The sequence below is a fragment of the Sphingopyxis sp. CCNWLW2 genome (genome assembly GCF_037095755.1).
Taxonomy (GTDB): domain Bacteria; phylum Pseudomonadota; class Alphaproteobacteria; order Sphingomonadales; family Sphingomonadaceae; genus Sphingopyxis.
The window spans coordinates 141,988-155,891 of the sequence record NZ_JBAWKJ010000002.1; the positions used below are offsets into that span (position 1 = coordinate 141,988).

Consider the following 13,904-nt stretch of genomic DNA (forward strand, 5'->3'; position numbering starts at 1 on the left):
TCTCACGAACCCCGAACCGTGCCCGAAGGAAAAATAATGACGATCGACCGCGTGTCCGCCGCCTGCCCGCGCAAAGCTCAACCGCTGTCGCGCCGCCTGTTGTGCGGAGCCTCGCTCGCGGCGGTGCTCGCGTGCACGCCGCTGTCCGCGCGGGCCGAGGATCGCTATTGGGACGCCAATGGCACCGCGGTCGGTTCGGGCGGCACCGGCACGTGGAACCTCGCCAACCTCAATTGGAGCCCCAATGGCGACGGTGTCAGCGGTCCTTTCGCCGAGCCGTGGAACAATGGCGATCTCGATAATGCGATCTTTGGCAGCACCGCGGGGACGGTGACCGTCGGCGTGCCGGTCACGGTCGGCAATATCACCTTCAGTTCGGCCGGCTATGTGCTGAACGGCGGCACGCTGACGCTGGGCGGGCCGGCGCCCACGATCGCCACCAATTTCAGTAATGGCAATGCTGCGATCAATTCGACGATCGCCGGTTCCTCCGGCCTGATCAAGGCGGGCGGTGGCGGGTTGGTCCTGAACGGCACCAACAGCTTCACCGGCGGTATCGCGATCAATTCGGGTAGCCTTTATGCGAGCAGTGACGCGGCGCTGGGCGCATTGAGCAACAACATCGTTACCGCCGCGGGCGTGACGGTTCGATTGTCGATCGGCGGCGCATCGACGAGCCGCGCGGTCGCGATCGGCGACGGCGGAACGCTGATTCTCGAGGGAGCCGGTGCCGGTTCGGCGCTGATCTCGGGCAACGGAAACGTCCGCGTCGCGGCGAGCGGCGTGACGATGAGCAACGACCTCAGCTCCTATACCGGACAGACTATCTTCACGGGCTGCAACGGAACCTGCTCGGCGCGCTTCACCTCGCTCCGTAACCTCGGCGAAGCAAGCGCGCTCGGCGCGCCCGTCACGGTGGCCGACGGCACGATCATCTATAATCAACAGAGCCAGTATAGCGACAGCCTGATCTATCTCGGCGACGGCGACAGTTCGAACCGCAATTGGGACATCAACGGCAATAACGCGGTCATCCGCAACCAGGGCACCGGCACGCTCTCGATCACCGGCAATATCGATGTTTCGGCTGGCGCCACCTTTGTCGCCGACACAGCCAGCATGGAACTGCTGGGTGTCCTGAGTGGTGGAGCGTACGGTTTCAACGGGGTTGCGGGAAATACGGTCACCCTGGGTAACGCCAACACATTCACCGGACAGGGGACGGTCGCCGGTCTGGTGAAGGCATCGGTGCTCGCCGACACTGGGAGCGTCAGCTCGCTGGGCGCGGGATCGACCATTGGCCTCAGCATCGGTGCGCTGAGTTATGTCGGTGCGGGTAGCAGCAGCAACCGTAACTGGGTGGTCCACGGCACGTCGGGAATCCAGAACGACGGAACCGGGGCGCTCGATTTGAGCGGCAACATGTCGTTCGTTGCGGGCGGTATCGCCGACAGCCTGACGCTCGGCGGCAGCTTTGCCGGCGAGAATCGGCTTTCGGGGGTGATTTCGGGCGCCGGAAATCTGGTTGCGAACGGCAGCGGCAGCTGGGTCGTCGGCGGTGCCAATAACTTCACGGGCAATGTTACCGTTACATCGGGCACGCTGAAGATGGGGAACGCCGCGGCCTTCGGGCCCACGAACGGCCTGATCGTCAACGGCGGCACGCTCGACCTCGGCGGCTTCGACCTCGTCGCGCCGTCGCTGACCGGCACGGGCGGCACGGTCGCACTCGGCGCGCAGACGCTGACCGTCGATGCAAAGACCGCGCAGGTCTTTGGCGGCAGCATCACCGGGACCGGCGGCTTGCGGAAAAGCGGCGCGGGATCGCTGACGCTGACCGGCACAAATAGCTATACGGGCGCGACAACGATCGGCGGCGGCCGGTTGACGCTCGATTTCTCGGGCGCCGGCGGCGCGGTCAACGACATTGTTTCGGGATCGTCGCCGCTCGGCCTGTCGGGCGGCACGCTCGAGGTCACGGGCGCAGCGGGCGAGATCAACGGCCAGAGCTTCAACGGCCTGACGGTCAATGCCGGCAGCAACACTGTTCGCGCCGTCAGTGGCGCGGGCGGCATCGTCAACCTCAATCTGGGTGCGATCACGCGCGCGGGCGGGCTGGTCAATTTCGTCCTGCCGGCCAGCGGCGCGATCACGACGAGCAACACCGACGGTGTGCTGGGCGGTTGGGCGACGATCAACGGGTCCGACTATGCCAAGGTGGTAAGCGGGGGCATCATCGCTTTCGACGCCAGCGATTATACGACCAAGGACGACGCCGCGACCTGGGCGAATGGCGATATCATCAGCGATACCGCGAACGCGGCCGACACGCCCTTCTTTGGGACGGTGACCGGCGATGTTCAACTCGGCGGCCTGCGCTATACCGCCGCCACCGGATCGACCGTCGCGATCGGCGCCGCCAACACGCTGGGCATCGACGGTACGATCATTGTCGCGCCCAGCACGCTCGCTACCAACCAGAGCATCACCGGCGGCTCGTTGACCGGAAGCACGGGCGGCGGGACGCTCGGCGTCCAGCATAATGGCACGGGCATGCTCACGATCGGTTCGACGATCGTCAATAACGGCGGGGCCACGGGTTTTGCCAAGAGCGGCGGCGGCACCGTCCGCCTGACCGGCACCAACAGCTATACCGGCGGCACCACGCTGAGCGGTGGCCGGCTGGAAGTCACGCAGCTCGCCAACGGCGGCACCATGAGCAGCATCGGCGCGTCGAATGCCGATGCGGCGAACCTCGTCATCGAAAGCGGTACGCTTGCCTACACCGGCGGTGTCGATGCCGTCACCGATCGCGGCATTTCGCTTGTCAACGGCGGTGGCGAGCGTGCGATCCAGGTCGATACGGGGCGGACGGTCGAGTTTTCAGGGTTGGTGACCAGCCCCGACGATGCGGGGCTGACCAAGACCGGCGGGGGCACACTGGTCCTGTCGAACGCCGCGAACGATTATGTCGGCGTCACGACGATCACCCAGACGGGCGCCGGGTCGAGCACGCTTTCGATCAGCACGCTGTCCGACGGCGGTGTCGCGAGCGGTATCGGCGCGGCGAGCGCCGATTCGGCCAACCTCGTCATTAGCAATGGCGCGCGGCTGCAATATACCGGTGGCACCGTCGCGATCGACCGCGGCTTTACGCTCGCGGCCGGGCAGGGCGGCATCGATGTCGCCAATGCGGGCACGACGCTGACGGTCGGCGGCATCGCCACGGGCGCGGGGGCGTTCTTCAAGGACGGCACGGGGACGCTCATCCTCAGCGGCACGAACAGCTATGTCGGCGATACCACCGTCAATGCCGGCATCCTGCGCGCGGGGTCGGCGCGCGCCTTTGGCGCCGGCGGCCGCTTTATGACGGTGAACAGCGGCGCGACGCTGGATCTGGGCGGGTTCAACATCAGTGCTGCGGCGGTCATCGGCGGCGGGCTGATCGATCTTGGCGGGCGGACGCTGACGACGGGCGGCGGCGGCGGCATTTTCACGGGCCGGATTACCGGAACCGGCGGCTATACGCGTACTGGCGGTTTCACCCAGACGCTCAGCGGCTGCAACAACGACTATACCGGCGTCACGACGATCGGCGGGACACTTTCGATCGATTGCATCGCCAATGGCGGGCAGGTGAGCGGTATCGGCGCTTCCTCGGCGGCCTCGTCCAACCTGGCTTTCGCGAACGGCACGCTCGTCTATACCGGCGCCAGCGTTTCGACCGATCGCGGCTTCGCGATGACGGGCAACGGCAACCTCAACGTCTTCGACGCCGCGACAACGCTCGAATTTTCGGGCAACATCACCGGCGCCGGGCAACTCAACAAGGATGGCGCGGGGACGCTGCTGCTGTCCGGGGTAAATAACACGACCGGCAACCTGCGGGTGATAACCGGCACGGTGCGGGCCGGGTCTACCACCGCCTTGCGGAGCGGCTGGGTATCGCTCGACGACCGTGCTGGCGTCCTGCTCGACCTCGATGGCTATAACAACAATGTCCTCTATTTGACGGGCGGCGGCACGGCAGGCGGTAACATCGCCCTCGATGCGGCGACGCTGACGATCACCGACGGCGGCAGCGCTTCAGCCGTTTTCGGCGGTGCAATCTCGGGCAGCGGCGGTCTGATCAAGAATGGCAACGGCTTCCAGCAGCTGTCGGGCTGCGCGAGCAGCTATGGCGGGACGACCGTCATCAACGGCGGCACGCTCGCGGTCGACTGCCTCGGGGATGGCGGCGCGAACAGCTCGATCGGTTCGTCCTCTTCGGCGGCGAACAATCTTTTGCTGAGTGGCGGTACGTTGCGATATGTCGGCACCGGCGGAGCCACGAACCGGCAGTTCACGCTCGGCGCCTCGACCGCGAGCAAGCTCGACGCGTCGGGCACCGGCGCGATCGCCTTCAACCATGCCGGACCGCTGACCTTTGCGAGCGCGAACACCGCGCAGACGCTGACGCTGGGCGGCACGAGCACGGCGAACAATATCCTCGCCGCGCAGATCACCAACAACGGCACGGGCGCCACCCGCCTGACCAAGACCGATGCCGGCACCTGGATTCTGACCAATCCAGGCAGCACCTATACGGGCATCACAACGATCAGCGGCGGTGTCCTCGGCGTCGACAAGCTGGCCGACGGCGGTATCGCGAGCAGCATCGGCGCGTCGTCGGCTGCCGCAGCGAACCTTGTCATCGGCAACGGCTCGACGCTGCGCTATACCGGTGCGGGCGACAGCACGAACCGCCTGTTCACCCTGTCGCAGGGGGTTACCTTCATCGAATCGTCGGGGACGGGCGCGATCGTCTTCACCGACACCGGGCCGGTGACGCTGGCGAACATCAATCAGGCGCGCACGATCGCGCTCGGCGGGACGAACACCGGCAACAATACGCTGGCGGGCTCGATCGGCAATGCGGGCACGGGCGTCACCACGCTTGCCAAGAACGATAGTGGCAACTGGGTGCTCACCGGTAATCACAGCTATACGGGATCGACCAACGTCAACGGCGGCACGCTGTTCGTCGGCGGCGGCGGTACGACGGGGTCGATCGCCAGCGCGATCGTCAACAATTTCGGCACGCTCGGTTTCAATCGCAGCGACCTCCTGTCCTATGGCGGGCAGATCGGCGGCACCGGATCGGTACGTCAGGCGGGGACCGGCACGACGGTCCTGACTGGCACGAACCTCTACACCGGCGGTACGACGATTGACGCGGGCACGCTCCAGCTCGGCAACGGCGGCACGACGGGCAGCATCGTCGGCAACGTCGTCGACAATGGTTTGCTCGTGTTCAATCGCTCGAACCTTTACACCTTTGCCGGGACCATCTCGGGCAGCGGGGCGGTGCGGCAAATCGGCAGCGGCACCACGGTGCTGAGCGGTATCAACAGCTACGCCGGCGGCACGTCGATTCTTGGCGGCACATTGCAGGTTTCGGCCGACGCGAATCTCGGTGCAGCAGCCGGCGGGCTCGATTTTTCCGGCGGCACGCTGCGCACGACCGCGTCCTTTGCAAGCGCGCGGAACAGCAGCCTGACCGGGGCCGGGACGATCCTGACCGACACCGGAACGACCTTTTTGCTCAATGGCTTGATTTCAGGGGCGGGCGGCCTCACCAAGTCGGGCGCGGGCATTCTGACGCTGACCGGCGCCAACAGCTATTCCGGCGCGACGGCCGTGAACGCCGGTACGCTGCTGGTCAACGGCAACCAGTCGGCGGCGACCGGCCTTTTTACCGTCGCTTCGGGTGCGACGCTGGGCGGTAGCGGAACGATCGGCGGCAGCGTCACTGTGCTGAGCGGCGGTATCCTTGCGCCGGGCAACAGCCCGGGTACGCTCAATATCAACGGCGACCTGGCGCTGGCCGGCGGTTCGGTCCTGAACTTCGAATTCGGCCAGGCCGATGTCGCGGGCGGTCCGCTCAACGACCTGATCAATGTCGGCGGCGACCTGACGCTCGACGGCACGCTCAACGTCAATGTGTCGGCCGGCGGCAACTTCGGCGGCGGCCTTTATCGCGTGTTCAACTATGGCGGCGCGCTCATCGACAACGGGCTCGCGCTGGGCTCGATGCCGCCCGGCAGCAATGTCACCGTGCAGACGTCGGTCGCGGGTCAGGTCAATCTGATCAACTCCGACGGCCTGTCCTTGAGCTTCTGGGACGGCGCGGTCGGACCCAAGTTCAACGGCGCGGTCGACGGCGGCAGCGGCACCTGGCATTTGGGCGGCGGCGACAATAATTGGACCGGCGCCGATGGCAGCATCAACGCGGCGTTCGCCGACGGCACCTTTGCGATTTTCGCGGGCGCGCCGGGCACGGTCACGGTCGACAATGGCGGCGGCGCGGTTGCGGCGACGGGAATGCAGTTCGCGGCGGATGGCTATGTGATCGACGGCGCGCCGCTGGCGCTGGTCGGGCCGGAGTCGCTGATACGCGTCGGCGACGGCACCGCCGCGGGCGCGGGCTTCACCGCGACGATCAGCGCCAGCCTCACCGGCGCATCGCAGCTGGTCAAGACCGACGCCGGCACGCTCGTGCTGACAGGCGCCAACAGCTACACTGGCGGCACGCTGATCAGCGGGGGCGTGGTTTCGGTCGAGAATGACAGTTTCCTTGGCAACGCCGCCGGGGCGGTGACGCTCGACGGCGGGACCTTGCGGATGACGGGCGCCAACGCCGCCAGTGTGCACATATATAATCTGGGCACGAACGGCGGCGCGATCGACATCGCCAACGCCGCGACCGCCAACGGTGTGCTCAACGCAATGACGGGGAGTGGCGGGCTGACCAAGCTTGGTGCAGGCTCGCTCGCGCTTGCCGCAGACAACAGCTATACCGGCGGCACGACCATTGCTGCGGGTACATTGCAGATCGGCAGCAACAGCGGCACCACCGGCTCGATCGTGGGCGACGTCGTCAACAACGGCCGGTTCGTTATCTTCCGCTCGAACGCTTACACCTATGCTGGCTCGATCACCGGCACCGGCAGCGTTTCCATGACTGGCACCGGCGTGACCACGCTGACCGGCAACAGCAATTATGGCGGCGGGACGGCCATCAACGGCTTGGGCGGTGAACTGCGTATCGCGGGCGGGGCGAACGTCTTTTCCGGAGGCAGTACGACGATGGGCCGCTCGACGCTGACTGTCGACGGTGCGAACACAGTCTTCAGCACGACCGCCGTTGGGGGAGGGAATATTCCCTTCGCCGGCTCGACAATCGTGAACGTGACGGACGGCGGCACGCTCCGAATCAGGGCGAGCGATCTGGATCTGCGCACTGTTAGCGCATCGACCCAGGTCAACATCACCGGCGCGAATTCGCTCGCCGACATAGCGGGCGGGATCCGGGGGAGCACGAGCTTCAATGCCCCCTTCAGCCTGACGGTCGGCGCGGGCGGGACGCTGCGCACCCGCAGCGTCAGCCAGATCGGTATGGCCAGCAGCACCACCAATCCGATCGCGGTCGCGATCACGGGCGGCGGCTCCAACTGGACTAGCAACGGCTCGCTGCTGATGACCGCGGGCGATTTCACCGTCGACCAGGGCGGCGCGGCAAGCTTTGCGTCGGCGGTCTTCGGGGCCGCACCGCAGGACGCGAATCTTTTGGTGTCGGGCGCCGGCTCCAGCTTCGCCACGACCGGCGACCTCGTCATCGGCAGCGGAACCGGCACCGGCGCGCTCACGGTAACCGACGGCGCGCAGGTGACGGCGGGCGGCGTTCTGACGATTGCCCAGGATGCGGGGTCGAACGGAACCGTCACCATCGGCGACGGCGGCGTGGTCCGGGTCGGCGGTGGAACGCTCGCGATGGGACCCGGCAATGCCGTGCTCTATATCGGCGACTTCCAATCGCTTCCGGTGGGCAAGCGCGCGGGCATCCTCGATGCGGCCGAGCTTACCTTCGCAGCGGCCACCAACATGGTCAATTTCAATCACATCGACAGTGATTATGTCTTTGCAACGCGGATGTCGGGCACGGGCGAGATTATTTCCAGCCGAGGCACGACGATCCTGACCGCCGACAATGCCCATTCGGGCCAGACCCATATCAATGGCGGCATGATTATCGTCAACGGCAACCAGTCGGCGGCGACCGGGCGGATCAGCGTCATGGCGGGCGGTGCGCTGGGTGGCCGCGGTGTGATCGGCGGCGCAGTGGAGGTCTTCGGGCGTATCGCGCCCGGCGATCTCGGCGCGGCGCCCGGAACGCTGACGATCAATGGCGACCTCTTCACCTCCTTCAGCGCCAATCTCGATTATAATTTCGGGCAGGCCAACGTCGTCGGCGGCGCGTTCAACGACCTGATCGAGGTCGGGGGCAATCTGACCCTCGACGGCACGCTCAACGTGACGGTGAGCCCAGGAGGCAGCTTCGATCCGGGCGTCTATCGCGTTATCAACTATGCCGGAGTGCTGACCAACAACGGGCTGGATGTCGATCCCGCATATTTCGTCCAGACCTCGGTCGCGAACCAGGTCAATCTGGTCAACACCACCGGTCTCACCATGCGGTTCTGGGACGGTGTCGCCGGCGCGAAGAACGATGGCGCGATCACGGGCGGCGACGGCCTGTGGCAGGCCAGCGGCGGCAACGACAATTGGACCGAATTTGACGGTTCCGCCAACGCGCCCTTTACGGATGAAGCGTTCGCGGTGTTCTCTGGTCAGCCCGGCACGGTAACCGTGAACGCCTCGCTCGGCACCGTGACCGCTTCGGGGATGCAGTTCGCAAGCGATGGCTATGTCATCGGCGGCGACCCCATCGTCCTGACCGGGGTGCAATCGGTGATCCGCGTCGGCGACGGCACCGCCGCCGGGGCGGGCTATACCGCGACGATCGACAGCATGCTCGCCGGCGCCTCACAGCTGGTGAAGAGCGATCTCGGCACGTTGGTCCTGACCGGCGCCAACACCTATAGCGGCGGCACCGCGATTAACGCCGGCACGCTCCAGATCTCGGCAGACAGCAACCTCGGCGACCTGGGCGGCGGACTCAGCTTCGACGGCGGCACGCTCCATAGCACCGCAGATATGACGTCGGGCCGCGCTGTCGATCTCGTCAGCACGGGTAGGTTCCTCACTGACGCAGGCACGACGCTGACGATGAACGGCGCATTCTCGGGCAGCGGCAGCCTTGTGAAGACCGGGGCGGGCACGCTTGCCCTGCGCGGCAGCAGCGGTTTCGCCGGGAATGCCACAGTCAATGACGGACGACTGTCGATCACCAACGGCGGCAGCGTTTCAAATTTCCGGGGCTTCATCGGCAACGTAGCCGGCCAGACGGGCGAAGTCGCCGTCTCCGGACCGGGATCAAGCTGGACCAACGCCAACCATATCTATGTCGGATACAGCGGCACCGGACTCCTTACGATCGAAAACGGGGCGAGTGTTTCGAACGTCGACGGATTCGTCGGGGTCGATGCGGGCAGCACCGGCATCGTCACCGTCTCCGGCGCGGGCTCGACCTGGACCAGTTCCGACAATCTTCGCGTGGGTGTCGGCGGCGAGGGGTCGCTGACCGTCAATGCGGGTGCGAAGGTGATCAACCTGTTCGGCTCTTTCGGCGTCGGGGCAGACGTCGGTTCCCGCGGTTCGGTCATCGCATCCGGCGCGGGTTCCACCATTGCGGCGCGAGCAATGTTCGTCGGCAATTACGGCAATGGCGAGCTGACCATCGCGAATGGCGCGCAAGTCGTCTCGAGCGACTTCTCCGCGATCGGGGATGTCGCGGGTAGCCAGGGCGTCATCAATATCGGGGCCGCAGCCGGACAAGGCCCGGCGGCGGCGGGCGCGCTGAACACTCCCATGCTGACTTTCGGGGAGGGCGATGGCACATTGGTCTTCAACCACACCGATACCGGTTATCTGTTCTCGGCTGGGCTGGACAGCCAGGGTGCGGGCGCGCACGCGATCCAACAGCTTGCCGGCACGACGATATTGAACGGCGACGGCTCCGGTTTCACCGGAACCACGACCGTTTCGGGCGGCGCCCTGTTGGTTGGCGACCAGAGCGGCGTTGGCAGCCTCGGCGGCGCGGTTAATGTTGCGCTCGGCGGCACGCTCGGCGGGGCGGGCACGATCGGCGGCAATGTGGCGATAGCCGACGGCGGCGCGTTGGCGGCTGGCGTGAACGGGGCCGGCACGTTGACGATCAACGGCGGCCTTTCCCTCGCGGGCGGCGCGGCGCTCAATTTCGAGTTTGGCCAGGCCAATGTGGCGGGCGGCGCGCTCAACGACCTCGTCGACGTCAGCGGCGATCTCGTGCTCGACGGGACGATCAATGTGACGGTCCCGGCGGGCGGCAACTTCGGTCCCGGGGTCTACCGCGTCTTCAACTATGGCGGTGCGCTGACCGACAACGGGCTCGCCATCGGCACCATGCCGGCGGGCGCCGACGTGTTCGTCCAGACCGCGGTCGCCAACCAGGTCAATCTGATCAACACCGACGGCGCGATGCTCAACTTCTGGGACGGCAGCGCCGGTACGAACAAGTTCAACAATGCCGTCGACGGCGGTGGCGGCATGTGGCGAACCGCGCTGGACAACAGTTGGACCGAGGCGACCGGTGCCGTGAACGCGGGCTATGACAACGGCGCCTTCGCGATTTTCGCCGGCACTGGCGGCCTGGTCACGATCGACAACAGCCTGGGGACGGTCACCGCCTCGGGGCTCCAGTTCGCGACGACGAACTATCGAATCCAGGGCGATGCGCTCACGCTGACCGGTCCGCAATCGGTGATCCGCGTCGGCGACGGCACCACCGCCGGACTCGGATACATCGCGATCATCAGTTCGGAGATCACGGGCAGCGCGCAGCTGGTCAAGACCGACGTCGGCAGGCTCGAGCTCACCGGCACCAACAGCTACACCGGCGGCACGGCGTTCAACGGCGGCACGATCCGGGTCGCCTCCGACGCCAATCTGGGCGCCGCGTCGGGCGGGCTGAGCTTCAACGGCGGCACGCTCAACACCACTGCGGATCTGACCTCGGCACGCGCGGTCGATCTCGTCGGCCAGGGCGCCTTCTCCACCGAAGCGGGCACGACGCTCACGCTCACCGGCAATCTCACCGGCGCAGGTCTGATCGGCAAGCTCGGCGCCGGCACCCTGGTGCTCGCCGGCACCGGCAGCCAGACCGGCGGCATCGGGGTCGCGGACGGCGCGCTGTTCGTGAACGGCGACTATGGCGCGGCGACCGGCCGCGTGACCATGAATCAGCTTACGACGCTGGGCGGCACCGGCATTATCGGAGGCGACGTGACTCTCGCCGGCACGCTGGCGCCGGGCGTGGGCGGTGCGGGCACGCTAACGATCAACGGCGACCTGACGATCAGTCCGACCGCGACGCTCGCCTATGAGTTCGGCGAGGCTGGGGTCGTGGGCGGTGCGCTCAACGACCTCGTCAACGTCGGCGGCGATCTGGTGCTCGACGGCGTCCTCAATGTCGGCGTTCCGGCAGGCGGCGCGTTCGACATCGGCATCTATCGCATGTTCAACTATGGCGGCGCGCTGACCGATAACGGCGTCACCCTTGGTACGATTCCGGCGGGTGCGAACGCGGTCGTGCAGACGTCGGTCGCCGGGCAGGTCAACCTCGTCAATTCGGCGGGGCTGGCGCTCAACTTCTGGGACGGCGCGGCCGGACCCAAGAATAATGGCGCGATCAACGGCGGCAACGGCGTCTGGCAGGCGAACGGCGGCAATGACAATTGGACCGGCGAAGACGGCGCGGCGAACGCGGGCTATGCCGACGGTGCCTTCGCCATCTTCGGCGGCACCGGCGGTACGGTGACGGTCGACAATAGCCTCGGCGCGGTATCGGTCGTGGGCATGCAGTTCGCGGCGAACAATTATGTGATCACCGGCGGCGGTATCGAGCTGACCGATGCAACCGCGACGATCCGTGTCGGCGACGGCAGCACCGCAGGCGCGGGCTTTACCGCGACGATCAATTCGGCGCTCGGCGGAGCGGCGCAGCTTGTCAAGTCCGATGCCGGGACGCTTATTCTCGGCGGCACGAACAGCTATGCCGGCGGCACGCTGATCACCGGCGGCGTGCTCCGTATTTCGAGCGATGCCAACCTTGGTGCCGCAAGCGGCGACGTGACGCTCGACGGCGGAACCTTGGAAACAAGCGCGAGCGTCTCCAGCGCGCGCGACATAGTCGTCGCGAGCAGCGGGGCGATCAGCGCCGCTGCCGATACGGTGTTCACCTATAATGGCCTCTTCTCGGGCACCGGCACATTGACCAAAAATGGTGCGGGCACCTTGCTTGTCACCGCCGACAATAGCGGTTTTGGCGGTAGCACGGCGGTCGCGGGCGGCATGCTCGCGGTTCAGGGCAGCCTTGGCGGTACGGTTAACGTCGGTTCGGCGGGACGTCTCGAAGGCGACGGACGTGTCGGAAGCATCGTCAATGCGGGCGTCGTCGCGCCAGGCCGCAGCATCGGCACGCTGACCGTGGCGGGCGATTATAACGGCAATGGCGGGGCGCTCGAGATCGAGGCGGAGCTTGGCGGCGATGCATCGCCGGCGGATCGGCTGGTCGTGAACGGCGCGACCTCGGGCAATACGCGCGTGACGATCATCAACCGCGGCGGGCTGGGCGCGCAGACCGTCGAGGGCATCAAGATCGTCGATGTCGCCGGTGCATCGAACGGCAGTTTCACGCTCGATGGCGACTATCTGTTCGACGGCCAGCAGGCGGTAATTGCGGGCGCTTATGGCTATCGCCTCTTCAAGAACGGCGTTGCGACCCCGCAGGACGGCGACTGGTATCTGCGTTCGGCGCGGCTCGATGCGATCGGCGAACCCGAAGGACCGCTCTATCAGCCGGGCGTGCCCGTCTACGAAGCCTATGTCGGGGCGCTGCAGTCGCTGAACCGTCTGCCGACCTTGCAACAGCGCGTCGGCAACCGGTCGTGGGCCGCCTCGCCGATCGCCGGTGCGGGCCTCTGGGGCCGCTTCGAGTCCGAACGCCAGCGTCCCGAAGCCCTGGTCTCGACCAGCGGCGCGGACCGCAAGGTCGACCAGTGGCAGGCGCAGCTCGGCCTCGATGCGGTGCTGGCAGCGCGTCGCGACAGCGCGGCGCTCGTCGGCGGGCTGACCGCGCATTATGGCAAGGCGGACAGCGCCGTGACGTCGATATTCGGCGACGGCACGATCGACACGCAGGGCTATGGCGTCGGCGCGACGATGACCTGGTACGGGCCGAAGGGCTTCTACGTCGACGGGCAGGTCAAGCTGAGCTGGTTCGACAGCGACCTGGAATCGAACGTCCTCGGATCGCTTGCTCGCGGCAACAAGGGCGACGGGCAGGCGTTCAGCCTCGAACTCGGCAAGCAGACCCAGCTCGGCCGCAACCTCAGCATCACGCCGCAGATCCAGATGAGCTATGCCAAGGTCGATTTCCACCGGTTCGCCGACCCGGCCGAAGCCGCGGTTTCGGCGGCGAAGGGCGAGAGCCTGAAGACGCGCTGGGGCTTGGCGATCGACCATCAGACGAGCTGGAAGGGCCGGTCGGGCGACACGCGCCGTACGCGCCTCTACACCGTGATGAACCTCAGCTATGAATGGCTCGACGGCGCCGAGGCCGACGTATCGGGAACGCCGATCGCCAACCGCGATCGGCGCCTGACGGGCGAACTCGGTCTCGGCGGCAGCTACAGCTGGGGCGACGACCGCTTCACCCTGTACACCGAAGTATCGGGCGACACGGCGATCGCCGACTTCGGTGCGGGCTACAACGTCAAGGGCACCGCGGGTTTCCGGGTGCGGTTCTAAGCTGCGGTCGTTTGGACTCGCGAGAGAGCGGACGCCTCGGACCTCCCGGGGCGTCCGCTCTTCATCGTTGAGGGCCAGAGGCGGATCGTCTCCAAGCGGCCAATGGCCGCCACGCT

Annotated in this window: 1 protein-coding gene; it reads left to right on the plus strand. The window is 66.4% G+C overall.

The window, feature by feature from the left end; genetic code table 11:
- Window positions 1-36 precede the first annotated feature (36 nt).
- Window positions 37-13,788: an autotransporter-associated beta strand repeat-containing protein gene (locus V8J55_RS11825; RefSeq protein WP_336445858.1), complete on the plus strand. Its 13,752-nt coding sequence runs from the start codon at window positions 37-39 to the stop codon at window positions 13,786-13,788.
- The last annotated feature ends 116 nt before the right edge of the window (window positions 13,789-13,904 follow it).